Origin of the sequence: Parasphingomonas halimpatiens, from assembly GCF_036663795.1 — a bacterium.
GTDB lineage: Bacteria > Pseudomonadota > Alphaproteobacteria > Sphingomonadales > Sphingomonadaceae > Sphingomonas.
The window spans coordinates 26303-52212 of sequence record NZ_JAXOJP010000006.1 but is presented as its reverse complement, the minus strand read 5'-3'; the positions used below and the strand labels follow the sequence as shown (position 1 = coordinate 52212).

The 25910-nt window shown below is 65.3% G+C and carries 30 protein-coding genes and 1 pseudogene; 13 read left to right on the top strand and 18 right to left on the bottom strand.

Translation table 11 applies throughout. From position 1 onward, the window contains the following. The first annotated feature begins 21 nt into the window (after positions 1-21). The 4 genes from U1839_RS08375 (at position 22) to U1839_RS08360 (ending at position 3202) form a co-directional block, all read left to right on the top strand. Positions 22-816, top strand: a complete 795-nt coding sequence (locus U1839_RS08375; RefSeq protein WP_332803209.1) for a hypothetical protein — start codon at positions 22-24, stop codon at positions 814-816. Further along, the gene (locus U1839_RS08370) at positions 809-1921 is read left to right on the top strand and encodes an RNA ligase RtcB family protein (protein ID WP_332803208.1); all 1113 of its coding nucleotides are present in this window, start codon (positions 809-811) and stop codon (positions 1919-1921) included. Before U1839_RS08375 ends, U1839_RS08370 begins: the two co-directional genes overlap by 8 nt. Further along, positions 1918-2532, top strand: coding sequence for a peptide chain release factor H (gene prfH, locus U1839_RS08365; protein WP_332803207.1), 615 nt, complete (start codon positions 1918-1920; stop codon positions 2530-2532). The genes U1839_RS08370 and prfH overlap by 4 nt, the downstream gene beginning before the upstream one ends. 106 nt (positions 2533-2638) lie before the next feature. Beyond that, on the top strand, positions 2639-3202 hold the full coding sequence (locus tag U1839_RS08360; RefSeq protein WP_332803206.1) for a hypothetical protein: 564 nt from the start codon (positions 2639-2641) through the stop codon (positions 3200-3202). Positions 3203-3269: 67 nt separating this feature from the next. Here the strand turns inward: U1839_RS08360 and ybiA are convergent, their stop codons facing one another. The 3 genes from ybiA to U1839_RS08345 form a co-directional block, all read right to left on the bottom strand. Further along, complete coding sequence (ybiA, locus tag U1839_RS08355) at positions 3270-3818, bottom strand: riboflavin biosynthesis intermediates N-glycosidase (protein ID WP_332803205.1); 549 nt, start codon at positions 3816-3818, stop codon at positions 3270-3272. Between the two features lie 78 nt (positions 3819-3896). Further along, positions 3897-5432, bottom strand: coding sequence for an HAD-IIIC family phosphatase (locus U1839_RS08350; protein WP_332803204.1), 1536 nt, complete (start codon positions 5430-5432; stop codon positions 3897-3899). Positions 5433-5446: 14 nt separating this feature from the next. Beyond that, entirely contained in the window at positions 5447-6448 is a 1002-nt protein-coding gene (locus U1839_RS08345; protein ID WP_332803203.1) for a phytanoyl-CoA dioxygenase family protein, read from the bottom strand. Between the two features lie 388 nt (positions 6449-6836). On the opposite strand from U1839_RS08345, the gene U1839_RS08340 reads away from it, so the two are divergent. Continuing rightward, positions 6837-8720, top strand: a complete 1884-nt coding sequence (locus tag U1839_RS08340) for a methyl-accepting chemotaxis protein (protein ID WP_332803202.1) — start codon at positions 6837-6839, stop codon at positions 8718-8720. 299 nt (positions 8721-9019) lie between these two features. Here U1839_RS08340 and U1839_RS08335 read toward each other — a convergent pair whose 3' ends face one another. Both U1839_RS08335 and U1839_RS08330 read right to left on the bottom strand, forming a co-directional pair. Then, a complete protein-coding gene (locus U1839_RS08335) occupies positions 9020-9217 on the bottom strand; it encodes a hypothetical protein (protein WP_332803201.1) in 198 nt (65 codons plus the stop codon). Positions 9218-9357: 140 nt separating this feature from the next. Then, complete coding sequence (locus U1839_RS08330; RefSeq protein WP_332803200.1) at positions 9358-9525, bottom strand: hypothetical protein; 168 nt, start codon at positions 9523-9525, stop codon at positions 9358-9360. Positions 9526-9752: 227 nt separating this feature from the next. On the opposite strand from U1839_RS08330, the gene U1839_RS08325 reads away from it, so the two are divergent. After that, entirely contained in the window at positions 9753-9977 is a 225-nt protein-coding gene (locus U1839_RS08325; RefSeq protein WP_332803199.1) for a hypothetical protein, read from the top strand. A 51-nt stretch (positions 9978-10028) separates the two neighbouring features. On the opposite strand, the gene U1839_RS08320 is transcribed toward U1839_RS08325, so the two are convergent. Continuing rightward, positions 10029-10517: a hypothetical protein gene (locus U1839_RS08320; RefSeq protein ID WP_332803198.1), complete on the bottom strand. Its 489-nt coding sequence runs from the start codon at positions 10515-10517 to the stop codon at positions 10029-10031. 98 nt (positions 10518-10615) lie between these two features. Next, positions 10616-10906 carry a hypothetical protein gene (locus U1839_RS08315; RefSeq protein ID WP_332803197.1) on the bottom strand — a complete coding sequence of 97 codons (291 nt, stop codon included), beginning with the start codon at positions 10904-10906 and terminating at the stop codon, positions 10616-10618. A 120-nt stretch (positions 10907-11026) separates the two neighbouring features. Here U1839_RS08315 and U1839_RS08310 point away from each other — a divergent pair, with 120 nt between their 5' ends. Together U1839_RS08310 and U1839_RS08305 are read left to right on the top strand one after the other, a co-directional pair. Continuing rightward, positions 11027-11326: a hypothetical protein gene (locus tag U1839_RS08310; RefSeq protein WP_332803196.1), complete on the top strand. Its 300-nt coding sequence runs from the start codon at positions 11027-11029 to the stop codon at positions 11324-11326. A gap of 124 nt (positions 11327-11450) precedes the next feature. Further along, entirely contained in the window at positions 11451-11858 is a 408-nt protein-coding gene (locus tag U1839_RS08305; RefSeq protein WP_332803195.1) for a VOC family protein, read from the top strand. A gap of 77 nt (positions 11859-11935) precedes the next feature. On the opposite strand, the gene U1839_RS08300 is transcribed toward U1839_RS08305, so the two are convergent. Further along, positions 11936-12337 (bottom strand): type II toxin-antitoxin system VapC family toxin, encoded by a 402-nt coding sequence (locus U1839_RS08300; RefSeq protein WP_332803194.1) that lies wholly within the window; start codon positions 12335-12337, stop codon positions 11936-11938. Then, entirely contained in the window at positions 12334-12567 is a 234-nt protein-coding gene (locus tag U1839_RS08295) for an antitoxin (RefSeq protein WP_332803193.1), read from the bottom strand. The genes U1839_RS08300 and U1839_RS08295 overlap by 4 nt, the downstream gene beginning before the upstream one ends. A gap of 369 nt (positions 12568-12936) precedes the next feature. Here U1839_RS08295 and U1839_RS08290 point away from each other — a divergent pair, with 369 nt between their 5' ends. After that, positions 12937-13461, top strand: a complete 525-nt coding sequence (locus U1839_RS08290) for a hypothetical protein (protein ID WP_332803192.1) — start codon at positions 12937-12939, stop codon at positions 13459-13461. Here the strand turns inward: U1839_RS08290 and U1839_RS08285 are convergent. From U1839_RS08285 to U1839_RS08265, 5 genes are read right to left on the bottom strand one after another with little or no spacing between them, the layout of a single operon-like run. Further along, positions 13458-15266 (bottom strand): arylsulfatase, encoded by a 1809-nt coding sequence (locus U1839_RS08285; protein WP_332803191.1) that lies wholly within the window; start codon positions 15264-15266, stop codon positions 13458-13460. The genes U1839_RS08290 and U1839_RS08285 overlap by 4 nt on opposite strands. Then, the gene (locus U1839_RS08280) at positions 15263-15517 is read right to left on the bottom strand and encodes an EF-hand domain-containing protein (RefSeq protein WP_332803190.1); all 255 of its coding nucleotides are present in this window, start codon (positions 15515-15517) and stop codon (positions 15263-15265) included. The genes U1839_RS08285 and U1839_RS08280 overlap by 4 nt, the downstream gene beginning before the upstream one ends. Next, positions 15518-16507 carry a glutathione S-transferase N-terminal domain-containing protein gene (locus U1839_RS08275; protein WP_332803189.1) on the bottom strand — a complete coding sequence of 330 codons (990 nt, stop codon included), beginning with the start codon at positions 16505-16507 and terminating at the stop codon, positions 15518-15520. 12 nt (positions 16508-16519) lie between these two features. After that, positions 16520-17461 carry an NAD(P)H-dependent flavin oxidoreductase gene (locus U1839_RS08270; RefSeq protein ID WP_332803188.1) on the bottom strand — a complete coding sequence of 314 codons (942 nt, stop codon included), beginning with the start codon at positions 17459-17461 and terminating at the stop codon, positions 16520-16522. A gap of 13 nt (positions 17462-17474) precedes the next feature. Then, a complete protein-coding gene (locus U1839_RS08265) occupies positions 17475-18563 on the bottom strand; it encodes an MBL fold metallo-hydrolase (RefSeq protein WP_332803187.1) in 1089 nt (362 codons plus the stop codon). Between the two features lie 112 nt (positions 18564-18675). Here U1839_RS08265 and U1839_RS08260 point away from each other — a divergent pair, with 112 nt between their 5' ends. The 4 genes from U1839_RS08260 (at position 18676) to U1839_RS08245 (ending at position 21934) form a co-directional block, all read left to right on the top strand. Further along, on the top strand, positions 18676-19113 hold the full coding sequence (locus U1839_RS08260) for a response regulator transcription factor (RefSeq protein ID WP_332803186.1): 438 nt from the start codon (positions 18676-18678) through the stop codon (positions 19111-19113). Positions 19114-19212: 99 nt separating this feature from the next. Further along, positions 19213-19749, top strand: coding sequence for a DUF4199 domain-containing protein (locus U1839_RS08255; RefSeq protein ID WP_332803185.1), 537 nt, complete (start codon positions 19213-19215; stop codon positions 19747-19749). Between the two features lie 60 nt (positions 19750-19809). After that, positions 19810-20130: an FtsB family cell division protein gene (locus tag U1839_RS08250; RefSeq protein WP_332803184.1), complete on the top strand. Its 321-nt coding sequence runs from the start codon at positions 19810-19812 to the stop codon at positions 20128-20130. Between the two features lie 73 nt (positions 20131-20203). Further along, positions 20204-21934 carry a DUF885 domain-containing protein gene (locus U1839_RS08245; RefSeq protein ID WP_332803183.1) on the top strand — a complete coding sequence of 577 codons (1731 nt, stop codon included), beginning with the start codon at positions 20204-20206 and terminating at the stop codon, positions 21932-21934. A gap of 23 nt (positions 21935-21957) precedes the next feature. On the opposite strand, the gene U1839_RS08240 is transcribed toward U1839_RS08245, so the two are convergent. The 4 genes and pseudogenes from U1839_RS08240 to U1839_RS08225 form a co-directional block, all read right to left on the bottom strand. Continuing rightward, the gene (locus U1839_RS08240; protein WP_332803182.1) at positions 21958-23355 is read right to left on the bottom strand and encodes an MFS transporter; all 1398 of its coding nucleotides are present in this window, start codon (positions 23353-23355) and stop codon (positions 21958-21960) included. A 702-nt stretch (positions 23356-24057) separates the two neighbouring features. Continuing rightward, a pseudogene (locus U1839_RS08235) lies at positions 24058-24411 on the bottom strand (MFS transporter); the annotation flags it as partial. A 265-nt stretch (positions 24412-24676) separates the two neighbouring features. Continuing rightward, positions 24677-24844 (bottom strand): cupin domain-containing protein, encoded by a 168-nt coding sequence (locus tag U1839_RS08230; RefSeq protein WP_443030590.1) that lies wholly within the window; start codon positions 24842-24844, stop codon positions 24677-24679. Positions 24845-25177: 333 nt separating this feature from the next. Beyond that, positions 25178-25897 (bottom strand): hypothetical protein, encoded by a 720-nt coding sequence (locus U1839_RS08225; RefSeq protein ID WP_332803181.1) that lies wholly within the window; start codon positions 25895-25897, stop codon positions 25178-25180. Between the last annotated feature and the right edge of the window lie 13 nt (positions 25898-25910).

The following is a 25910-nucleotide window of genomic DNA, read 5'->3' as shown; positions in this document are numbered from 1 at the left end:
TCTCGTCCGGGGAGGTTCGTCATGCGTGAAGACATGTTCAAGGTCATCGTCGAACGGCCGCGCTGGGGTTCGCGCTGGATCGCCTCGCCCAAGCTAGACCGCGACCGGGACCGCGATGGTGGCGGTGTCGGACTGCGTCGTCACGCCATGGAGCAGGCGCGCCTCTACAAGGGGTTCAACGAGAACCTCGCGCCGCTGGCCCGCTTTCTGCGTGCGCGTTGCGGCCGGCGCTGGGACCACGTCTATGCCGAGATATGCGCCAATCTCGATACCGGCAGCACGGTGAAGATGCACGTCCGCCAGCATCTCGACGATCTTGTCCATCGCCGCATCAGCTATGGTCGCGATGGGGAACTGCTCAACGACGGCTGGTTGCTCGAACAGGGATCGCGCAGGTCGGTCCGGAACGACCTCTATGTCGATCCCGACGACGGAATCCTGAAGGACGCCCTGACCTTCTGGGCAGCGCGCGGCATGGCGGTGCCTCCGCGCCGTTCTTGCCGTGCGCCAGCAGTGCCGGCTGGGAAGGACCTGCGCCGCATCGACGACACGCACGTCTTGTGGTGGCGCCACGGCTGCTGGTTCCTCGTCGCCTTCGATTCTCCGCCGCATCTTCGCGACGGGGAACTGCTGGCGTTGCTGGTCGCCGGGGCGCGCGAGGCACCTGCGTTCTATAACCAGGGTGATCGTCCGATGGGCGAGTGGTTGCGCAATCGGCCTGTCGGGCAACCGCCAGCCTGGCAGGTGATCGCGCTGCGTCAACTCGGCAAGCGCGACCTGCGTCGCTACGGTCTTGCGGGAGCGCACCATGACTGATCCCGCACGATCGATCGTCTCGCTCGTCGCGACCGACGCCATCCGCGTCGACCCGGTCGCGATCGTCCAACTCAACGCCAGCGCGTCGCTCGCCGGTATCGAACGCATCGTCGGCCTGCCCGATCTCCACGCCGGGCGCGGCATCGCGGTCGGCGCGGCCTTCTGGACGCGCGGCTACGTCCACCCGCATCTCGTCGGCAGCGATATCGGTTGCGGCATGGCGCTGTGGCGCACCAATCTCAAACTGCGACGCTTCCGTGTCGATGCGGCCGAGAAGAAGCTGCACGGGCTGGAGGCGCCATGGTCCGGCGACCACGCCGCCGCGCTCACCGAAACTGGCCTGCCGCCCGATCTGTACGGCGAGGGGCTCGGCAGCATCGGCGGCGGCAACCATTTCGCCGAGGCGCTGCGCATCGAGGAACTGGTCGATCCCGACGCCGCCGCCGCGCTCGGCATCGACCCGGCACAACTGCTGCTGCTCGTCCATAGCGGCTCGCGCGGCCTCGGACAGGCGATCCTCGATCGCCACCTCGCGCAGGGCGGCGGCGCGTTAGCGGAAGGGACCGAGGCGGCCGTCACCTATCTCGCCGCGCACGACGAGGCGGTGCGCTGGGCCGAACTCAACCGCAGCGTCATCGCCGCGCGGCTGTTCGATCGGCTCGGTATCGCGGGCATGCGGCTGCTCGACATCTGCCACAACAGCGTCACGCCGCACGCCGGCGGCTGGCTCCACCGCAAGGGCGCGGCGCCGGCCGACAAGGGTGCGATCGTCATCCCCGGCTCGCGCGGGGCGCTCAGCTATGTCGTCCAGCCGCTGGCCGCGCGGGCGGACGAGGCGCTCCACAGCCTCGCCCATGGCGCCGGCCGTCGCTGGAGCCGCAGCGACGCGCGCGACCGCATCGCGCGCCGCTTCACCGTCGCCGAACTCGCGCGTACCCGGCTCGGCAGCCGCGTGATCTGCGAGGATCGTGCCCTGCTCTATGAAGAGGCGCCCGAGGCTTATCAGGACATCCACCGTGTCGTCGCCGATCTCGTCGATGCCGGGCTGGTGCGCGTGCTCGCGACGCTGCGCCCGCTGATCACCTATAAGATGCGCCGCTCATGAGCGTGATCCTGCATCTGTCGGCCGGGCAGGGGCCCGAGGAATGTCGCTGGGTCGTCGCGCAACTGGTGCGCGTCTTCGCCGACGAGGCGACGACCGAGCGCCTGTCGTGCGTCGCCATCGAGCCGGTCGCCGGCCCGATCCCTTCGGCGCTGCTCCGCGTCGCAGGGGAGGGCGCCGAAGCCTTCGCCCGGGCCCGCACCGGGACGATCCGCTGGATCGGCACCAGCCGCTTTCGCCCCACCCACAAGCGCCGCAACTGGTTCGTCGCCGTCACCACCATCGCCGAAGCCGGGGACACGCCCGATCTGCGTGAGGTCGATATCGCCTATCAAAGCTACCGCGCCTCCGGCCCGGGCGGCCAGCACGTCAACACGACCGACAGCGCAGTCCGCGCGACGCACCTCCCGAGCGGTCTCACCACCACCGCGCAGGACCAGCGCTCGCAATTCGCCAACAAGAAGCTCGCGCGGCTGAAACTCGCATTGTTGCTAGAGGAGCGCCGCCGCGAGGGCGAGGCCGGTGGGCGGCGCGAGCGATGGGGGCAACATCACGCGCTCGAGCGCGGCAATGCGGTGCGGGACTATGAGAGGGAGCGGTTTCGGCTGCGATGAGGGTGCGGGGCACGGCGGGGCTTGCAGTAACCTTCTCGCCGTGCTCACTTTATTTTGCCGCGTCGATATCTGCGCACCGCGCGATCGGCGGCAAAGGGGAATGAGGATGCAGTCGGTTTCGTGCGCGTATTTGGCTGGCCTCGCGCTCCTGGCTTTACCGGCGACAGCCGAGGCGAAGGGCATAACCTATGACTGCGACACGGCCGCCAATCACTTCTCCGAACTGAGCCTGCCGGCCGGGAATGTGCCGTTCACCGTTTCCGGGAACGTCCAGTTGAACGCGCTTGCCGGAAGCAAGACCTATGTCCCCAATGCGCGCATTCAAATCGGATCGTCCACCGCGCCCGGGCAGGCGCCGGAAGCCTATGCCGGCTTTTCGCTCTCCGCACTGCCGACAGACCCGAAAAAGACACCGCACGGCCCGTCTGCAATCCAGATGCTCAGCTACAATGTTACTGGCAAGGAAGACGAACTCCTGCCTTTGTCGATGATGACAGCGCCGGGTACCGTGCAGGCCTTCACCCTGTCGTACGACGGCAGCAAGGTTCTCGTGACGCTCGGCAATGAATCCCGCAGCTTTCCCATCAAGATCGCCGACCCGGTCGTGCGGCTCGTTTGCTCGACCGGCGAATTCCTGTTCACGGATCTGACGATCGCGCCCGTGCGGTAGGAGCGGTAGCGATGGTTTGGAGGGGCAGGAGTTTTCATCGCACCCGCAGGTGCGGCGGAGACAATGCTCATCTCGCCGCCCGCGGCTCCACCGAACACTGCTCCGACCTGATCAGCGTCAGGATACGCCCGAGGTAATTGGTCCCGCGCCACTGGCCCGGGTCGCCAATTGCCGGGTCGTCCATGCCAAGCCCCGCGCCCCAAATCCAGTCGCGGACATTGGCTTCGACGAGCATCGCATCGCCCGTCGCGCGCAACTGGCGCCCGGCACCGTGATTTTGGGAAAACTTGGCCTTGTTGCCGCGATAGACGGTGTCGACCTTCCTGCGATCCCACACCTCCTGGTCGAACGGCGTGACCAGCGCGCCGAGCCGCTTCTGTACCGCAGGATCATCCACTTCGAGTATCTGCGCAGCGCGGATCGAATCCCCGAACAATGCGGCTTTGGCGAACATCATCCACTGTTCGACTGTGACGAAGGTGCGCCCGTCCAGCGCGAACGACGTCGCATGCCACTGGCTGAAAACGCCTTTGATGAACGGATGGAAGGTCCGGGAGTCCGCTGGATCCGGCAAGTCCGCGGCGGTCAGGAATGGCGGGCGGTCAGCGGCGTTCATGCCAGTTTCATGGCCCACGCAACCGCGGCTTGCCAGCAAACAGTGCCGCGCCGTGCCGTGCGAAGTCCGGCGTGTCGATTACCCTGCCCGCCGCATCGCTTCCCGCATGCCGGTCTCCTGCTCATACCAGCCATCGACCTGCCACGCGATCTTCTGCAGCAGCCCGGCGGTATAGTGGCTCACGTCGATCATCTCGCCGGCATGGGCAAGGTCCGACAGGTCGAGCAGCGACACATGCGGCCACGCCCCGGCCGCGTCGCGCCAGATCGCGTTGAAGCGCTGCGTGCGCTCGCGCGTGTGGTTCATATGCGCGCGATATTGTCCGGGCGCGGCATTGTCGGGCGGCAGCACGATCAGCGCGGTGACACCGCGCTCGCCCAGCGTCCGGCACATCGCGGTGACGCACCAGGCATATAGCCCGGCCTCGAGAAATTGCGCATCGTCGCCCCAGCGCGGATCGGAATAGTCGATCCCCGCGCCATAGACGACATGAGGCGGAAACTGCTGCGCGGCGACACTGCCGTCGCGCAGGGATTTGAGCGCGAACAACCGCGGGTTGTTGTCGAATTCCACCACCGCGCGGTGCGCGCTGAAATGCGCAATGCCGCCCGACTGGCAGTCGAACATGATGCGCAGCGATGCGGCCTGCGCCACGTCGGTAACGTGGCTCGCGATCAGCGCGCCGCGCACCGCGGGATCGTGGAACGACTGGTCAGCAATCCAGTCGGGCGCCGTCCGGCTGAAGCGCCCGTCGAGCGCGCTGGTGTCGATCGCCGGGAATTTCTCGCGCACCCGGTCGAGCGCATAGGCCTCCATCCCCATATGCATCACGCGGCACGAAAAGGCGAAGTGGACCAGCGCGGGTATCTTGCGATCGACCATGACGAAGCCGACCAGCCCGTAATGGCCGTAATTGTCCCAGGCGAAGATCGACCAGCTGTCGAACGCGACGACGTCGATGATGTCGCGTTCCAGCGCGTCCTCGGTCACGCGCGAGGCGGTGTAGTTGAGCTGGTTCGATCGGTTGATCAGTTCCGCGATCCGCCCGGCGAAGTCGAGATTGTCCATCAGATAGGGCGCGCACGCCTTGATCCCGCAGCCACGCAGGAAATCCTCGTTGGAAACCCCGGCGGTGGTGCGGTCGCCCTTCTTGCGCTCGAGCATGCGATATTCGGCGATGCGGTTGCGCTCGACCCCGGCATGCGCGTCGACCAGCGCCTGCAGATCGTCGTCGCAATCCGCCGCGCTCGCGTCGAGCAGCTGGATCTGCGGCACGGCATGCGCCACCTCGCGCAGATTGGCCGGATTATCGTCGACGAACAGCACATTCTGCGCGCGCAGCTGCATGTCGTCGATGATCGCGGCGACCGCCGGCCCCTTGGGGGTGAAGGCGATATGCGGGAAGACGAACTCGTCCCACAGGCCGAGCGCGACGAGCCGCGCCCTCGCCGTCTGAAAATCGTTCTTCGAGCAGATCGACGACAGCACGCCGCGCGCATTGAGCGTGCGGATCATGTCCGCACGGCGCACGAACAGCGTCACCCGCGCATCATCGGCGAGCGTGCCGGCCCACAAGGTGTCGTCGAGATCCCAGATGACCAGCTTGATCGACATGTCGGGGTCTCCGGTCAGACGAGGTAACGGAAGAAGCGCCTGTTGGCGGCGATCGCGCTGCGCACCGCCGCCGAAAGCGATGCGCGCTTCACCCGCCGGATCGACGGCGTGCGATGCGACGGCGACAGCGACACGAGCAGCGTGAGCATGGCGCGTGGGCGCTGCGGCGGCGTCCCGCGATGCAGTGCGAAGGTGTTGACGAAATAGACGTCGCCCGGCTCCGACAGCACCACGCCGGCGCCCTTTTCAAGCTTGAGTCCGGCCAGCTCATCGTCGCCGAACCGCCGCACTTCGTAGAAGTCGCGCAGGCCGGAGGTGCCGGGTATCATCTCGGTCGGGCCGTCGTCGCGGCTCTCGATCGCGCCGAGCGGGATGAACACGCGGATGAAGTTGAACGGCTCGGCGCTGTCGCGGTGCCAGTTCTGGTTCTGATAGGGCGCGGCACCGGGCTGGCTGATCCACGCCCACGCCCAGCTGATCGCCGCCGATGGTCCCAGCACCTCACGACAGAATTCGGCCAGCGCCGGCGCGGTGCAGATGTCCCAGAACGCCGCGCTGTCGATGATGCGCTGCGGGTCCATATAAAGGAACGGGTGCGCACCGTCGCGCGGACTTCCTTCATGGCGAAAGTCGCTGGCATAGGGGTCGTGATAGCTTGGCTGGTTGTCGAGCTCCTCGGCAAAGGCGCGCAGCGCGTCAGCGGGGATTGCCTGCGACTCGAAATGAAAATCGCTCGCGTCGAACGCGGCCGCGCGTTCGGTTTGCCCGCGGCGCGCAAAGGGCATTTTCAGCCGCTGCTCGATCCGCGCGCCCTTGCCGACCCAGGCCGGGTCGTTCGATCGCGTGCGCAGCCAGAAGATATAATTATAGGCATAGTTGGCGCGCGCGAGATAGCGCAGCCGCGCCAATGGCCCGTCGCGGCGGGTCCCCTCGGCCACCTGCGTGTGCCACGCCTTGATCCCCGCCTCCGGCGTATCCGAAAGACCCCGCAGCCGCGCCTGCCCGAATTGCCCCATTCTGCTGTCCCTCCCGCGCCGTAAAATCGAGGCCCTCTCATTTTAGCGGCATTTGGCGGGATGCGGCGGTGCGGCCGCAAGAATTGGGCACGGGCCGGGGTGCGCGGCCACCTATCCCGCGCTGTCCGCGCGCAAAACTGTCGCGATTCCGGTTATCGTTGCGCGGCTCTCCTAAAATGAACGAAACGTCGCCTCGCCCGAGCATCAGGCTGCGACATTTTTGGCCAAGCCGGGAGCCAGCCGATGACTGATCGAACGTGCCAGCGGGGCCATTGTCTCTCCTCCTGGGGCCGCAATTTCGGTTGAGCCCGCATTATCCTGAAGCCGTCCCCGTAAACTCAGCGCCGATCGCGCCATTTGGCCGCGTCGGCACGCCCCGGAGCCAATGATGAAGATTCTCGAAAACAGCCGGATCACGACCAAGATCATCAGCCTCCTGGCGATGCTCGGCGTGTTGACCGTGGCGATCGGCTGGATCGGTTCCAATGCGCTGCGCCGGACCAATGGCACCTACACGGCGCTCGTCGGTGATCTCACCTCGTCGATCAAGATGACGCAGGTCAATATGCGGATCGCGGTGATGACGCGCTCGGGCTACCAGGCGATGGCCTATGACGGCGCGAGCCGTCAGGCCAAGGCGGCCGCTCTGGCCGAAAAGGAAGCCTATGACGGTGCGCGCACCCGGCTCGCCGATGTCGAAAAGGCCCAGCCCGAATCAGCCGCCAAAATCCTCGAATTCCGCGCCGGGGTGGAGGCACTGCACGCGCTGACCGGCGAAGCCGTCGCGCTGGGTTTGGCAAATCGCAACGCCGAGGCCATCAAGCTGCTCGAACAGGCCGACAGCGTGAGCGCGCCGCTTGCCAAGGCGGTGACGGCTTTCAACGAAGCGCAGATACTGAACGGCACCACCGGTTCCGAAACGCTCGACAGCGCGACATCGGCAACCTCCTGGACGTTGATGATTCTCGCCATCGTCGGCGCGATCGGCGGCATGGTCGTCAGCTTCCTCGTCGCGCGCTTCGGCATCACGGGTCCGCTCAACAGCTTGCGTGAGATCATGAGCCGCCTTGCCGCGGGCGAGCACCGCGTCGAGGTTCCCGGCGTCGAGCGCGGTGACGAGGTCGGCGCAATGGCGAAGACCGTGCTGGTGTTTCGCGATGCCGCGGTTGCGCAGGATGCCGCCGTCGCCGAGAAGGTCGCGGACGAGGCCCGGCAGCAGCGCGTCGTCGAAATCGTCTCGGCCAGCCTCGCCAGCCTGTCCGACGGCGATCTGACCGCGGCCATCGAAAGCGACTTTCCGCGCAATTTTCAGGATCTCAAGGATAATTTCAACGCCGCTTTGGGCAATTTGCGCGCGCTGATCGGTGGCGTCACCCGGAGCGCGCACGGCATCCGCACCGGGTCGCAGGAGATCGCGCAGGCGTCGGAAGATCTCGCGCGCCGCACCGAAGGCAACGCCGCAAGCCTCGAGGAGACCAGCGCCGCGCTGGTGCAGATCGACACGCGGCTCAGGGCGACCGCGCTTTCGTCGAGCGAGACGGTGGCTCGCGCCGATCAGGCGATCGCCACGGTCGGCGGCGGCCGCGCCACCGCCGAACAGGCGGTGCAGGCGATGGGGCGCGTGTCGGATAGCGCCAAGGGCATCGACAGCGTCATCGAGGGGCTCGACAAGATCGCCTTCCAGACCCGCGTTCTGGCGATGAACGCGGCGGTCGAGGCCGGGCGCGCGGGAGACGCCGGGCGCGGCTTCGCCGTGGTGGCGGATCTCGTCTCGGCACTGGCGATGCGCGCCGAGGAAGAAGCCAAGCGTGCCCGCGACCAGCTGACGCTGACGCAGACCGATATCGTCACCGCGGTACAGGCGGTGCAGAAGGTCGACGGCGCGCTGGCCAATATCTCGGGCGATGTCGGCGAGGTCCACACCCTGCTCGGCACGATGGCCGATGATGCGACTGCGCAGTCCTCGGCCATTTCGCAGATCACCGCCGCGATCGGCGCGATGGACCAGTCGACCCAGCAGAACGCCGCGATGGTCGAGCAAACCTCCGCCGCCGCGCGCAATCTCACGGCCGAGGTCGGCTCGCTCTCCGAACACGCCGCGGCGTTCAGGGTCGAAGATGGTCCACCCGCTCGCCGCGCGCAGCCCGCCGCATCGCCCGCGCCCCTCCGGGCCGGCGCAACGAAGAAGGCAGCCGCGCCCTATCGATCGCCCGTCAAGGCCTCACCGGCCATGGCCAGCGCCGGCGGCGCCGACGATTGGAACGCCTTCTGACGGCACGCGCGGCCCAACGTTGTTCCGATGGCGCGCACGCGTCATCGAGACGGCGGCTGCCCCACCGTGTCGAAGGGCGATATCGGCGTAGCATGCCATCTCGCCCGGCACGCTGCGGCTCGGCGAGATGGCGAACTACAGATGCCCAAGCCCATTGCGCCGCGATGAGGGCAGGCGCGAAACATTGCCGCCGCGCGCACCATCTCCGCGCCTCCGCGCCTCCGCGCGCACAAATTATCCGACGGTGCTGCACGCCTCACGGCAGCGATTGAAAGCAACGGAGGCAGCGCCTCCACCCGCTAATCGGCTTCGAGATCCAGAAACGCCACGACATCGTTCTCGGTCGCGATCCACAGTGCGGCCTGCACCTCTGCCGGCTCGCGGTGCCCGACCTGCATCGCTTCGGCCAGCGGCCCGTAGAACAACGTCACCGCCACCGGATCGCCGTCGTCGAGAAAATAGAGCCGGACATTGGCGCTGGCGGACACGGTACGCATGTCCGGGCGATGCCCGCACCGACGCAGCGGCGCAAGCCGTCATCGTCGATCGGGCCTTCCCAACCAGAGTCGGGCTGCACCAGCGAGGTCGCCCCGTCTGCCGCCAGGGTGCTGGCGCGCGACGGGGCGATCCATCGCGATCAGATGCTGCTCTTGCCCGGCGCGATTAGCGGCCGCTCGCCGACCTGGTCGCTCCTTGTCGGGCCATCCGGTATGTCGCCGGGCGTCGGGTCTTCCACGTCCGGCGCCTTGACGGTCTCGGCCGGGTCGGTCTCCGCAGCGGGGTTGGCTTTTTCGTTTTCTGACATCGTCACCTCCTGGAAAACGTTCAATCCTTAAGAGGAGTGATGCGTTCCATGCGAGATGGCCGCGACGGCAAGCGGCCCCGGCGGGAGACGCCGCGGATGCGGTCCTTTCTGCCAACATATCCGGATAGCCAGAACCTGCTCCGACCGATCACCGGGTTTTCATGATCGTCCAATGCGAATATCCATTGGTTGGTTGAAGTCGCCATCAGCGCGGCACGGAGCATCGCGTGGCAAATATTGAAAAGGGCCGTTTATTTGGTCTCGTCGGCATGGGGGCTTATACGGTGCAGGAGCTGGACTCTCTTGCCGATGAGCATCTTCGTAGAATTGATGACCCCGAAAATACGGATGACCCGAAATGGCTAGGCCGGCGAGCTGCGAGATTGAGGAAATTGGCTAGGCAAAAAGAAGCGGCTGTCGAGCACAAAGTGAGTCAAAAGGCGCTGAGATAGTCGGCTACGATCTTGAATTGTAACAGGCTTGATGGCCTATATCTGGTGCCCTCATTCCCAGACGAAGATCGTCCGCAATTTGCAGCCGCTCGGCTCCTGTCCCTCCTCGAACAGACGGACGCGCCTGATCGCCGCCAGTTGCGGCGCGTCGAAAGGCGTTGGCGATGTGAAATAGGCGGTGCCATGGGCGCCATTCCAGATCGCGACCTGATAGCCATGTTTCACCCGTCGCTGTGCAAACATCGCAGGTCTGTCTGCGGCCGGCGGGTTCAGCATCCGCCCCTTTGCAGGCGCCGCCCAGCCGATGCCCAGGACTTCAAACGAGCCGAACGCGCCTTCCCACCGGAAGCTGCCGCCATGAATGCCGCCGTCCAGCGTCGTGACCTTCTCGCCCGGCAGCAGATCGATGATCGGCGCATACCCACAAAAGCGCGCTGGTCCGACGAGTTCACTCGCTTTTGCTGGGGCCGCGCCAGCCAGGACGATGCCGAGCACTATCAAAAGCGCCAACTTCCCACAGGATAGGGGAAAGCGATCCATAGCGACAACGTTGCACGCCCAACATCGCTGTGTCCAGCAGCAGCGCGAACCGCAACGGCCGACAACGGCCCCTGCGACCCTAACTAAGCGACGAGCGGTCAGGCGGATATTCCAACACTATTCCACATTCCGGGGCCGTGGCTCGATGCGACCCATCTGATAGCCGCCCGGTAAGTATCAGGACGGAAAGTTGCCCGGCAGGAGCCGCCCCATTTGCGGTCGTTGCGCCATGCAACCGCGTAGGGCAGGTTCACCCGATGGTTGATGATGAACTGGACTTGCTCCGCGCGCTCGCTCTGATGTGCGCCCAATACATCGGTGAGGGTGATTGGGTCGATCATGAATGCATCGGGGCTGGCGAGGAAGCCGTCGCCCAGCTTGTGAAGCATGGAATGATTGAGCCGTCGGGACGAGGCGGTCGCTGGACGGAAGCCGGTGAACGCCTCATGCGGTGATAGCGCTAGCTATCGCCCAGTAGCTCACATCAAATTTCCTGATAGACTGCAGGCATGACGGTGCATCATCCAGAAGGCTTGCCAAAGCGGCAGTTGATCACGGGGGCAGTCGTTGCGGCATCGGCCATTGGGGCGATGTTCTGGTGGGGTGTTCACTTCCACGTCTTCGGAAGCGATATCAGTCTTGCCGCTCATCCGGAGCAGTTGGGCTTGCCAATACTGATTGCTGTGGCGGTATCCGGAGGCGCCTACGCCGTATCCGGATTGTCAGGAGCTATCAGAATGGTAGGCGGGTTTTTCATACTTCTGGCCGGGGCCTATCTAATTGGCGTCGTGCGACGGCTGTTTGGCTGATAGCCGACCGACTGGTGTCGCGATGAAACGGCGCCTTGCAGCAAGCGCGCCGGGCCAACATTCAGACAGTCGTTGACGCTTCCCGATCGCCGTGGTTGCATCACCGGCACCAGCGACGAAAAAGGTGGAGCTGCCGGTGCCGATCCCAGAAACGACGGGCGCGTTCGCCATTGTTCCGCACAATGATCTGCCCGCAGCGCTTCCCTTTTGGGAGCGCCTCGGTTTCGCGCGGACGGGCGGCGATGGCGCCTATATGATCATGACGGGCTGGGGATGCGAGGTTCACCTCACCCAAGCCGGCTCCGGCCCGTGGCGCGTGCCGGCGGAGCACAACCCCTTCGGTGTCTTCATCCGCACGCCCGATGTGGACGCGATCGCCGCGCGGGTCGACGATCTCGTCATTCGCCCCGGCGGCGTTCTTCGTCACCGCGAATGGGGCTTATATGAAGTCGGTATCGCCGGCCCGGATGGTATCCTCGTCCGCATTGGTTGGCCTTCCCGGCTGGCGAAGGGCGATCCGGCGATCCGGTGACAGCGCATCTATCCCCCCGAACCGGACGGACGAAACAGGCGGACGTACTGCCGCCGGTCTTCCAGCTTTCGAAATCGCTACTCGAGCCAGTTAACGACGACGAGGTCCGCGACGCGCGCGAACTCGGCGACGTTCGCGGTAACCAGCGTCCGCCCGAGACCAAGGCTATGCGCGGCGATCAGCATGTCGTTGGCGCCAATCGGTGTTCCGCTTTGTTCGAGCTTCGCGCGCAAATCGCCATATGCGGCATCGGTCGGGGGTTCGAGCGGCAGGACCGGAAGCGCACCGAGGATTGCGTCGATCCGGGCGGACAGCGCCGACGACCCCTTCCTGGCGGCGCCGAAGCGAAGTTCCGCGGCCACGATGACGCTTGTCGCGACCGCATCCTCGCCCACTTCGGCAATCTTGCGCGCCACCCGCCCGGCGGGATTGCGGACGAGATCGGAGATGATGTTCGTATCGAGCAGATAGCCGCTCATAGCTCGACCGGTTCGGGCGCGGGGTCCTCGATGTCGGGCAGGTCCTCGTCGAGCGGTTCGAGCGTCGCGAGAAGCGCCAGCAGCGATCGTGGTGGCGCCGCTTCGATCACGATCTTCCCGTTCTCCTTGCGCATGATCGCGTCCTCCCCCGGCAATTCAAATTCACGCGGGATCCGCACCGCCTGACTACGGCCGTTCTTGAACAATTTCACATGTCGCTCGACGCCCATGAACCAGATCTCCTGGCATATGACTTAGCATATGCCACTTGCCTTGCCAATTAGTTGAACCGCCGATTCGCCGTCCCGGGAAGTACGCGGCAGGAAAAATGATCCGCCATCCTCCATAAACCGCGCACTCGGGCAAGTTCGCGCAACGCGCGCCGGCGAGGACAATCGCGGCTTTCAGTAATGGATAGTTAAGCATCTGATATAGAATATATATAAATGCGACTATCGCTACATGCTGATCCGACTTGGCTATCCGCCAAGGACCCCTGACAAAAGGATGCGGTCCCGCGACGCAAAAATCGCTTGGTCGCGCGTCTCCACGTTCAGCGTGATTCAACAGTTCGCGCCGCTCCATTATCCGCCGCCGCCATGACCAACGGACGTCCCACGGCCTACAAGCCCGAATTCGCCGGCATCGCCAAGCGGCTGTGCCGCAACGGCGCCACCGATATCGAGGTCGCCGACATTCTCGGCATCGCGGTGCGCACCTTTTATCGCTGGTGCCTGCTCCATGACGACTTCACCGCCGCCGTCTGCGTCGGCAAGGACGCCGCCGACGACCGGGTCGAGCGGTCGCTTTATCAGCGTGCCGTCGGTTACGATTATGTCGCGGAGAAGATCGTCACCCCGCGCGGCGGCGCGCCGATCGTCATGCCGTTCATGGTCCATGTTCCGGCCGATGTCCGCGCCGCGCTGCACTGGCTCGCCATCCGCCGGCCCAAACCCTGGGCGCGCCCGCCCGAAGAACCCGATGTCGATATCGCCCGCCTCGTCGCCGAGGGCCGCCAGCGCGTCGCGCGCGAAAGCGCCAAACAGGCGGTCGCGGACAAGGCGCGCTTCAAGGCCGCCGTCGATGCCGAGGTGGCGCGGCACCTGTCATGCCCGCCGGCCTAGCCGCGCGCGCGCGCCATTCGCCGCGACCGCCGTCGCCACCAGACCAACCCGACGATCGCCCCAACCAACGCCGCTGCCCATGGCCACAGCGCGAGCAGGCGCGGGATCAGCAGTTCGTGCAGGGCATTGTCCATGATCTGCTGCGGCGCGCTGTATCCCGGCGGCATCGGCAGCACATGGTTGTCGCGGGCGAAGGCGTCGTAATCGGCCCGCATCGTCGCGAAGCGCTCGGGCTGCGTCGCCGACAGGTCGGTGGTTTCGCCCGGGTCGGTGACGATGTCGTAGAGATGCCAGCGGCCATTGCCGTACGGCGCCAAATTCTCGACCAGCTTGTAGTCGCCCTTGAACAGCGCCGCATTGCCCGACAGTTCATAGCCGAGCGGCGCGTCGGCGGGATGCGCCTGCGTCGCCGTCGCGGTGAGCAGCGGGGCAAGACTGTAGCCGATCATCGGCGCCACTGCCCGGCCGTTGAAACGGCCCTGCTGCCCCGGCACGCCCGCCAGCGTGAGCAAGGTCGGCACGATATCGGTGACATGGGTAAAGGCGCCCGCCACCCGCCCGCCGCTGATCGCCGGGTTGCCCGGCCAGGCGATGATCAGCGGCACGCGCAGCCCGCCCTCGCTGGCGCTGAACTTGTAGCCGCGCAGCGGCGCTACCGCCCCGCTGGCAAAGCCCGCGCCGATCGCGGTCAGCGATCCCGGCCGGCCCTGCTGCGCGGTGCTCTGGTCATAATGCTGGTTGGCGTTCCAGCGCGTGAACGCACCCGAATGCATCGGGTCGATCGCCTCGGCGCCATTGTCCGACAGGAACACGAAGATCGTGTTGTCATAGGCGCCGGTCGCCTTGAGATGCGCGACCAGCCGGCCGATCTCGCGGTCCATCGCCGTCGCCATGCTGCCATAGGCCGCCATCGCGCCGATCCGCTGCGCTTTCTCCTCGGCGCTCAGCGCGTTCCAGTCGCCGGTCGATGTCATCGTCCCCATGCGGACGCCCGCCGGCATGATGCCGCGCGCGATCGCGCCGGCTCGGCGCTGCTCGCGCAGTGCCGTCCAGCCGGCGGCATAACGCCCGGCATAGGCGGCGATGTCGGCATCGGGCGCCTGCACCGGAATATGGTTGGCGAGGAAATTGACCGAGGCGAGGAACGGCTTGCCGCTCGCCTGCCCGGCATCGATGTAGCGCATCATCTTGTCGACGATGAAGGTCGACGAATAATAGGGCCGGGGAAGGTGCGCCGGCTTGCCGTCCTCGGTCCAGTCGGCCTTGTCGTACAGCAGCAGGTTGGGCTTCTCCTCGAAATTGTCGGCGCCCGACTGCGACAGCGCAAAGGCATGGTCGTAACCATGCGCGGTCGGCAGCGTCGCCGGCGTGTGGCCGAGGTGCCATTTGCCGGTAAGATAGGTGCGATAACCCGCCGCGCGCAGCTGGTCGGCGATCGTCACGACATGGTCGGTGAGATGCGTCTCATATCCCGGCTGGCCGAGATGCGCCGGCGGGATCGTCTCGGGCATATTGCCCAGCCCGGCGCGGTGATTGATCACCCCGGTCTGCAGCATCGCGCGCGTCGGCGCGCACGATCCGGCGACATGGAAGTTGGAGAAGCGCACCCCGCGTGCGGCGAGCGCGTCGATATTGGGCGTGGCCATCTCCCCGCCGAACGCGCCGACATCGGTAAAGCCCCAGTCGTCGGCCAGCAGGATGACGATATTGGGCTTCTTCGCCGGCGTATCGGGCATCGCCGGTGCCGCGCAGAACAACAGGGCGGCCAGCGCCGCCACCCGGCGGAGGCGCGCTGACCGTGTCACAGATGCGCCGCCGCAAACGCCCTGATCTGCTCGAGCGTGACGAAGCCACGGTGCGCGGCGTCGATCTGGGTGAAGCCCTTGGCGACGCGCGGCATGCCGGCCTTGGCCTCTTCGAGCGTGAGCTTGCCGTCGCTGTTCTTGTCGGCCGCAGCGAAGCGTGCGGTCAGCAGCGCGTTGGTCGTCGCGCTCAGCTGGGCGACAGCCGGTGTGGCGGCGGCAAGCATCGCGGCCAGGGCAAGCATAAACTTCATCTACAGCGCCTTTCTGATGTTGGTTTCGTCGAGCAGGGGATCGATCATGCCGCGCGCCGCAGCGTCGAGCGCGGCGTAGCGCGCGCGCAGTTCGGCAAGGCATTTGAGCTGATATTTGAACACGCCCTGGCGATAGGGGAGCCCCATCGCGGTCATCGCGAAGGTCTCTTCGCCAGCGTCGAGTGCTGCCGCGTTGGCGAGCAGGAAGGGCAGATAGACGTCGCCCACCACCCGCAGCAGCCGGCCGATCACGGGGTCGAGGGGCGTCCCCGCATCAGCCCAGCTGCCGTCGATCCCCGACATGTCGTCGATATGGAGCAGCCAGCGAAAGGCATAGGGATAGTCGCGGCGCATCATCGTCTGGGCGGTCGGGTCGACGCCGAGCTGCGAAATCTGGCCGTAAAGGCCGAACTCGGCCATGCTCGGCCGCGTGCCGAACAGGCAGTGGCGGTTGACGACATGCGCCTCCAGCGCATCGAGCACCGCACGGGTCGATGCCTCGATCAGCGGGAAATTCTCCGCCGTACAGCCGACGATCGCCATGCGCCCGAGCTGCCGCTCGCGGAACTGCGCGGCATAAGCGAGGCTGCGGTCGAGCCCGCCGCCCTTGAAGGCGTCGAACGCCAGCCAGCGGCTCATCTGGATCTGGTAGATCTCGGCCAGCCAGCGATAACCGAACATCGCCTTGGTCAGCCATTCATCGGCGAAATCCTCGATCAGGTGCGCGAGAAAGGCGCGCGCCGGGTCGGGCGGCAGCACCGATCGCGCGGCATGGTGCGCTTCGAGTGCGTAGATCAGTGGTGTCGAATCATTGTGGAAGCTGCCGTCCGGAAATTCGACCACCGGGATGACCGGCGCCTTGACCTGGGCCGTGGCCGCGCCGTGCGTCGCGGCGCCATGCTGCCAGATGTGCGGCAGCCGGCGATAACGCATCAAGGCGCGGATCTTGAGCGAGTAGGGGGAGCCGAGCGCGCCGTTGATCGTATACATCGCCGCCGCGCCTCAGCCGAAATTGCCGGCCGTCGCCATCGCGCCCATCCGCGCGGCGATGGCGTGGAACTCGGCGACCGTTTCGTCGATAATCTCCTTCGCGGTCTTGATGCCGTCGATCAGCCCCGCGGTCTGCCCCGCCAGTCCGACCGCGGCCTCCATGTCGCCGCCGAAATAAAGTTCCTGCAACCGCGCGAAGGTGTCGGCCGGCATCAGCCCGGCCTCGTGGATCGCGGCGGTGCGCTCGGTCTTCAGCGCGCGGATGCACGGTGTCGATTTCTGGTTGAGCACCAGCGTGCCGGTCTCCTTGGCGTCGATGATCGCCTGTTTGTAATTATGGTGCACCGGGCTCTCGGCGCACGACACGAAGCGCGTGCCCATCTGCACCCCCTCGGCGCCGAGCGCGAAGGCCGCCGCCATGCCCTTGCCGTCGCAGATCCCGCCCGCCGCGATCAGCGGAATGTCGGTGATGCGGCGGATCGCCTGGAGCAGCACCAGCGTCGAGACTTCCTCGGGGTTCTTGAACCCGCCGCCCTCCGATCCCTCGACGATCAACCCGTCGATCCCGGCCGCGACGCACTTCGCCGCCGTGTCGACCGTCGGCACGGCATGGTAGACGGTGATGCCGGCGTCCTTGAGCGGCCCGACGAACTTGGCCGGGCTGCCCGCCGAGGTCGTCACGAACTTCACCCCCGAGCCGCAGATGAAATGCAGCATCGCATCGTCCTTGAGGAAGCGGATCGGCAAATTCACCCCGAACGGCGCATCGGTCAGCGCCTGCATCTTCAGGATCTCGGCCTTGCACGCCTCGGTCTCGCCCGACGATGTCTCGATGATGCCGAGCCCGCCCGCCGCGCATACCGCGTGCGCCAGTTGCGAGCGCGCGATCCAGCCCATCGGCGCCTGGATGATCGGGTAGCGCGCGCCCGTCGCGGCGAGGAAGCGGTTGGTCACTCTATTCTCCCCGTCACATCAGCCTGGTCTGTTTGATCTCGCTCGATCCGGCGGGCAGGCTGAACATCATGCCATCCTCGCCGACCACGATCGGCCCGCCGAAGCGAGACGCGGCGTCGCCGAGAAACGCCGGGTAGAAAAAGCTGTTTGGGATGGCGGGCACGATGTGGCTCAGCACCAGTTCCTTGACCCCGGCCGCCTTGGCGACCTCGGCGGCCTGTTCGGGCGTGGTGTGGTAATTGACGATGTCGCGCATGATCTGGGCAAGGTTGGCGCTGCCCTTGGCAGCGAGACTGCGCGACATGGCCCCGACGAGGCGCGGCTGCAGCGCCTCATGGACGAGCAGATCGGCACCGCGCGCGGCGGCGATCACCGTCGGCGACTTGGCGGTGTCGCCGCTCAGCACGAGCGAGCGGCCCTTGTAATCGAAGCGATAGCCGACCGCCGGCTTGACCGGGCCATGGTCGACGCGGAACGCGGTGATCTTCAGCCCGTCCTGCTCGAGCACCACGACGCGGTCGCCCGTCCCGGGGCCGGGCAGTGCGAAGGGCAGGGCGATGCCGCCCGCACCCGAGGGCGGCGCGATCTTCGGGCCGTGATGGCCGGTGCGATAGGTGTCGTCGATGGCATAGGCGGCGTTGAAGCCGGCGACGACGCGGTCGACGCCGGGCGGTCCGTGAATCGGCAGCGGCGCGGTGTTGGTGCCCGCCGTCCAGCGCATCATCATCAGCGGCCCCATGCCGTCGATATGGTCGGAGTGGAAATGCGTCAGGAACACGCCCTCGATCCGGCCGAGCGGCAGCCCCATCACATTGATGTTACGGCCGCTGCCTTCGCCGGCATCGACCACGAAGACATGCTTGCCGGCGATCACGACGTTGCACGGCCCGGCACGTGCGGGATTGGGAAGCGGCGAGCCGGTGCCGCACAGCGCGACATGCAGTCCGTCGGGCAGGCCGGCGGTCGCATCGCGCCCGACCCGTGCATCGACGGCACGCGCGAACAGCGACTCGCCGATCGCTGCCTGCCGCGACCGGACAACGAGCCCCGCCACGAGCAGCACCGCGACCAACACGATCAGGACCTTGCTGCGTGTGCGCACGGCTCTCTCCCTTATCTTATGCTGGCGGTTATGCGCCGAAGTAGTGGCATTATCAATGCCAATATATCGCGTGGTGGTGGAATGCGGGCGCGAATTCTGGCAGCTTTGCGCCATGACGCGGACCGTCATCCTTTATGCCGCTGCCCTGGTCGTGGCGCTGCTCGCGCTCGAATGGCTGCAGCTGCGCTACGCCGTGCGCGCGGTCTCGCCCGAACTCTATATCGGGCTGCTCGCACTGGGCTTCTCCGGGCTCGGCCTGTGGGCGGGGCGCCGGCTGACGCCGCGCCCTGCGCCAGCCGCGAGGTTCGAGCGCAACGAGGCCGCGATCCGCTCGCTCGGGCTGACCGCGCGCGAATGCGAGATCCTCGACCTGCTCGCCTCGGGCCGCTCGAACAAGGAGCTGGCGCGGGCGCTCGGAATCTCGCCCAACACGGTCAAGACGCATGTCGCACGCGTCTACGAGAAGCTCGGCGTCGACCGGCGAATCCGCGCGATCGAGAAGGCGCGACGGCTGGCGATGATCGCCGGGGCGGATCAGCTGGCGGGGTGAATTTCGCACAAATCACCCTTCCGGGTGATGGTGCGCAGCCGGGGCGCGCGGCATCCCCGGATGGTCGCAACGGTGCGGCGGACGGAGCAGGGGGACGACATGGCACGCTATGCGCTGATCTATGGGGCATTGTCGGGAACGGTGATCATCGCGGTGATCATGGCCGGGATGATGTTTGGCGGGTTCGGCCACTCGCTGTGGTTCGGCTATCTGGTGATGCTGGTCGTGCTGGTGTTCATCTTCGTCGGGATGAAGCGCTACCGCGATGTCGAGCGTGGCGGCGTGATCCGCTTCGGCCGCGCGCTGGGGCTCGGGCTGGCGATCGCCGGCGTGGCGGGCATCGCCTATGTGCTGGTGTGGGAGCTCTATCTCGCGCTGACCCACTACACCTTCATGGACGATTACATCGCTTCGCTGATCCGCGCGAAGAAAGCACAGGGCGTCAGCGGCGCGGCGCTGGCCAAGGTGATCGCGGAGGGCGAAAGCATGCGCGCGATCTACGCCAACCCGCTGCTGCGCATGGGCATGACCTTTTCCGAGATCGCCCCGGTCGGTATCATCGTCGCGCTGTTTTCCGCTTTGGGGCTGAGCGACAGCCCGATTTCGCGTGGTCTTCGGCGGCTGCGCAAGAAGTAACGCAATATCGTAGAAATAAGGACTTGATCGCGGACTCGGCTGCTGCGAGAATCGCCAGTCATGAAACCGAAGCGCCGCTCGACCTTTCGCACACTGTTGCGCCGCGCCGGCCCGCCGGCCGCGTTGCTGATCGTCGGGCTGTTCTTCGGCGGCTATGCGGTGCTCGGGCCGAACGGTGCGCTCGCTTATGGCGACATCAAGCGCCAGCTTGCGCAGCGCCAGGTCGAACTCGCTTCGCTCGATCAGCATCGTGCGGAGCTGCGCAACCGGGTCAATCTGCTCGACCCGCGGCATGCCGATCCCGACATGGTCGACGAGCTCGTGCGCAAGGACCTCAACGTCGCGCATCCCGACGAGGTCATCGTCCCGCTCAAGAAGTAATCGCGGCGGCGCCGTCTGGCGCTTTGTCCATCGATCTGCCAGCATCGTGCGGTTATCCCTGCCGGAGAGCGCAATGCGTCTGAAACTGTTTGCCACGGTCGCCTTGGCCGCGCTCGCTGCCTGTTCGCCCAACAATATGGTGGCGAGCGGCAACGAGACCGCGATGGTTGCGCTGCCGACCGACGACTGGGCGAAATTCCGCGACACCTTCATCAACGACTGGTTCGTGATCGATCCAGCCAATGCGGTCTATCAGGGCAAGCACGACTTTGACGGTAAGCTCGGCGACTGGAGCGCGGCGGGGCTGAAGGCGCAGGGCGATTTCCTGCGCGACGCGATCGCCAAGGCGCAAGGCTTCGACACGAGCAAGCTGAGCAAGGACGATGCGTTCGAGCGCGATTATCTGGTCACCGTCGCGCAAGGCAAGCTGTTCTGGCTCGAGGATGCCGACCAGCCGCACACCAACCCGGCCTTTTATATCGGCAACGGGCTCGACCCCAATGTCTATGTCGCGCGCAACTATGCCGATGCGCCGACGCGGATGAAGGCGCTGATCGGCTATTTCAAGCAGGTGCCCAAGGCCGCGGCGAACATCCGCGCCAATCTCCGCGTGCCGATGCCGCTGAGCTTAGTGAAGCTGGGTGTCGCCGGGTTCAACGGCTTTGCCGATTATTATACCGGCGACGCCAAGGCGGCGTTCGCGAGCGTCAAGGATCCGGCGCTGCAAAAGGCGTTCGACGATGCCGCGGCGCCGGCCGCCAAGGCAATGCGAGATCTGGCGAGCTGGCTCGACGGGCAGAAGGCAACCGCGACGCAGGACTTTGCGCTCGGCACCGACCGCTTCGCGCGGATGGTCAAGCAGACCGAGGGCGTCGATGTCCGGCTCGACCTGCTCGAGGCGGCGGGCCGCGCCGACCTGGCGCGCAACCAGGCGGCGCTCAAGGAGGCCTGTGCGCGTTATGCACCGGGCGCGACGATCGTCGCCTGCACGGCCAAGGCCGGGGCGCACAAGGCCGAGGGCGGCCCGGTCGCGGCGGCGCGCAAGATGATTCCGGACCTGCGCGCCTTCGTGATCAAGAACGACCTCGTCTCGATCCCCGGCACCGAGGAGGCGCTGGTCGAGGAAAGCCCGCCCTACAACCGGCAGAACTCGGCCTATATCGACCCGCCGGGGCCGTTCGATAAGGGCGTGCCCTCGGTCTATTATCTCGCGCCGCCCGACCCGAGCTGGTCGAAGGAAAAGCAGGACGCCTTCGTGCCCGGCTATGGCAATCTGCTGTTCACCTCGGTGCACGAGGTGATGCCGGGGCATTTCGTCCAGTTCCTTCACGCGAACCGCTCGCCGTCGAAGTTCGGCAGCCTGTTCGTCGGTTATGCCTTTGCCGAGGGCTGGGCGCATTACAGCGAGGAGATGATGTGGGAAGCCGGACTCGGCGCCGGCGACCCCGAAACGCATGTCGGCCAGATCTCCGAGGCGCTGCTGCGCGATTGCCGCTATCTGTCGGCGATCGGCATGCACGCGCGCGGCATGAGCATGGCGCAGTCGAAGCAGATGTTCATCGAGCAATGCTATCAGGACGAGGGCACCGCCGACCAGCAGGCGGCGCGCGGAACCTATGATCCGGCCTATCTCAACTACACGATGGGCAAGCTGATGATCCGCAAGCTGCGCACCGACTGGACCGCCGAGCATGGCGGCCGGAAGAGCTGGAAGGCGTTCCACGACACCTTCCTCGGCTTTGGCGGCCCGCCGATCCCGCTGGTCCGCAAGGCAATGCTGGGGAGCGAGGAAGGCCTGTTCTAAAGGGCTGAACAGCGCCCGCGACATCAGCGCGACTGTTTGAGCACCGGCACCTCGTCGAGCATTTCGTCGGGCTGCGGGTTGCGGATTGCGGGGCGTAGCCGGGAGAGGCTGCAAATGCCGGCGATGACGGCGAGGCCCGCCGCGACCAGCGGCGGGGTCTTGTCGCCACCGACCCCGAAGGCGAGCAATGTCGCGACGAGCGTCGCGCCGGTGGTCTGCCCGACCAGTCGCACGGTCGAGACCAGCCCGCCGGCGGCCGCGGCGCGCTCGCGAGGGGCCGAGCCGATGATCAGCCGGGCATTGGGCGGCAGGAAGATGCCGAAGCCCGACCCGCACAGCGCCATGCGCCAGGCAATGTCGTACCAGTGCGGATGCGGCGGGATGAAGGCGATGAGCAGCAGCGCGGTGATCGAAATGACCATGCCGATGCCGCCGAGGATGCCGGCCGGGATACGGTTCGACAGCCAGCCGGCGAGTGGCGCGACGAGCACGTTGGTGAGCGGCCAGGGTGCGAGCATGATCCCCATCTCGGGCGGGGTGAAACCGAATTGGTGCTGCAGCCGGAACGGCATCGAGATGATCAGCGTCATCGAGGCACTGAACGCGACGAAGCCGCTCAGCGCCGAAAGCGCGATGACCGGGCTGGCGAGCAGGTCGATCGGCAGGATCGGGCTGTCCTCGCCGCGCTGGCGCCGCACGAAGCTGACGCCGAGCAGCGCGCCGAGCAGCACGATCGCCGCCGAAACGACGGGCGAATTGCCGTGCACGGCGCTCTCCAGCCCGCCGATCACCAGCCCGAACATCGCCGCGCACATCACCGCGCCGAGAATGTCGAAGCGCGTTTCGTGTGGCGCCGGATCGGGCAGTGCGCGGCCGAGGAACAGCGAGCCGATCGCGAACGGCACGGCGCAGGCGAACACCCATGGCCAGGGCGCCGCGCCCAGTACGAAACCGCCGATCGTCGGTGCCGCCGCGGCCGAGGCCGAGACGATCGCCGAGTTGATGCCGAGCCCGCTGCCGAGACTCTTGGCCGGATAGGTCGCACGAATCAGCGCGGCCGACACGCTGAGTGCCGCCGCCGCGCCGACCGCCTGTGCGCCGCGAACGATGAGCAAAAAGGGCAGGCTCTTGGCGAAGAAGCACAACAGCGTTGCGATCAGGAAGATCGTCTGGCCGAGCTGATAGGTGCGCTTGAGCCCGATCCGCTCGCCGAGCCCGGCAAAGGGCAGCAGCAGCATGACCAGCATCAGCTGATAGACGGTGACGACCAGAACCACTGCCGACGAATCCACGCCGAGGTCGCGGGCGATGGTTGGCAGGGCGACGTTGGCGACGCCGCCATCGATGATGACCAGCGCGCTGCCGAGGCAGAGGGCGGCGATCGCGAGATAGCGGCGGGGCAGGGGAAGGCCATCAGTCATTATGCGATCCCATGCAACGAGGGGTGGCGCGGCGCAATCACCGGGCTGCGGGGGAACCGCTCGCCCGGTCGCTGGTTCCTTCCCGACCAACAGCGAACAGGAGGATGACGATGGGTAAGGGAATCTTGATGTGGCTGATCGGCATTCCGATTCCGATCATCATTCTGCTGCTGATTTTCTGGCATTGAGGACCAGTCGTATAGCCGCCGTTCGGATGATTTGAATCACGCCGTGTTTGCCCGTCCCGTCAAGCGGGAGCGGGTGAACACGGTAGCGGCATTGTGGTCAGTCAGACGGGCCACATTCGAAGCCGGGGAAGTCGAAGGCCGGCGTCACGACGCTACTGACCCGCGCCCAGCGGTCGTGCGCCTCGGGGTTTCGCTTTTACGAGCAAATTGCGCTGCCGACCTGCCTTGACGACAGACTGATGAGAGGGTGAGGGCGATTTTATCATCGCTAATTGACGGCGTTTGTATGTCGCCGCGGCCCGGCGACAATTAAGTGCAGTGTCGCCGGAACCCCGCTCTGCCGCCTGAGCAAGCAGGTCACGGTAGAGTGTATAGTTGCCATCTTCGAAGAAGGTCGGCGCGCGGCGATTGCCACGTTGCGTCACGTGATATGGGACGCCGGGGAGGGCGAGGCGCGGGAGGCGGGCCATGCCTCAACCCTGCCGTGTTTTGTGCTTTTAGTAAACTGGCACCGTAATTGCGCGGCCGCGCCGATCGCCTGTGCGCCGCGGACGATCAGCAGGAAAGGCAGGCTGTTGGCAAAGAAGCACAGCAGGGTCGCGATCAGGAAGATCGTCTGGCCGAGCTGGTAGGTGCGCTTGAGCCCGATCCGCTCGCCAAGACCGGAAAAGGGCAGCAGCAGCATGACCAGCATCAGCTGATAAACGGTGACGACGAGCACGATCGCCGACGCATCCACGCCGAGGTCGCGGGCGATGGTGGGCAGCGCGACATTGGCGACGCCGCCGTCGATAATGACCAGCGCACTGCCGAGACAGAGCGCCGCGATGGCGAGGTAGCGGCGGGGCAGGGGAAGGCCGTCGTTCATTGCGCCACCCCATGCCGCGTGCAGTCGCGCGGCGCAATCACCACGCTGCCGGGGAACCGCCGGCCCGGTCGCTGGTTCCTGCCCGACCAACAGCGAACAGGAGGATGCGATGGGCAAGGGAATTTTGATGTGGCTGATCGGCATTCCGATTCCGATCATCATCCTGTTGCTGATTTTCTGGCATTGAGGGACAGCGCTATAGCCGGCGCGCCGAAGAGTTGAATCATTCCGCTTCACCCGCTGCCACGTCGCCGGCGGGTGAAGTTCAGTACGGCGACCAGCCCGGCGCCGCGAGTTCGAAGCCGGCAAAATCGAATCCCGGCGTCACGACGCAACTGACCAACGCCCAGCCTTCGCGCGCCTCGGCGGCCTGCCAGGCGCCGTGAGGAACGCGCAATTGCGGTGCGCGACCTGACAGCGGGTCACCGCCCAGGCGACGTTCCTTTTATGCTTTTAGTAAACTGGCACCGTAGTCCCACGCGACGTCCCGTGATACGGGATGTCGGGGAGGATTTGGCGCGGGAGACGGGCCATGTCTCAAGCTGCCGTGTTTTGTGCCTTTAGTAAACTATCAAAGTAATCCTAAAGTCCAGCCTGCGCATTAGGTGATGTGGGTGAATCACTTGATTGGCTCTTTAATGTCGCTCGACCGATCTTGGTTCCTATGGTGTTCGTATTGACACCATTTCCGAACGCGCCATACGAATAGTACCACATATTATACGAATCTATTGTTAATAAGGCAAATAATTAGTCTTTGCTTAAGTTATTTCTCGATCTCTGTACTAAACGATCCAGCATCTAGATTATCAGATGCTTCGTTGGTGGATATGGAGGTGGAAACGCTTCCATTTAATCTTTTGTGTTTTTCTGCGTAATCACGCAACCACTTTAATTTATTTGATATTCCCGTCGTAATGTTATCATTGACTATCTGCACAGTAACACGTCTCAGATTGAATCTCTTGCCAAACGACGCGCTTAAGTTTTCAGGGTCTACTATACGAACGGTCTTTGGATCATTAATATCGGAAAAATGCACAAGCATAGGATATCCTGATTGCTGCATACCCGTCGCGCTAAGTGGAGTGAAATAGCGTGGCAGCGTGATCAAGGCGTCGTTTGCTAGCATGAGTTCGTAGCGCACATGATCGGCGTCAACATTCTTATTACGATAATCGAGTTCTTTAGGATAGGGATTGGCATTCAGCATCACCCAGCCTGCCCATTCCGATAGAGTTGCAAACAAGATCTGTCCGCCCGGAAGATCAACTGCCACAGCCTCGCCTCGCACATCCACAAATATGAGATTTGGTGAATCGAGGGCATTTGGTCCATTCCGGGTGGTCCGGACCTCAATTACGCTCGAACCTGTCCGCAGCCCGGCGGGCGTATCGACTTCGACCGTCAGCCGATATCTATACGTCGGGAACGAAGGGCCAAACAGTCCACAGCCTGCCAGCGCGGTGGCACCGATGAGCATCATGCCAATTACTCCC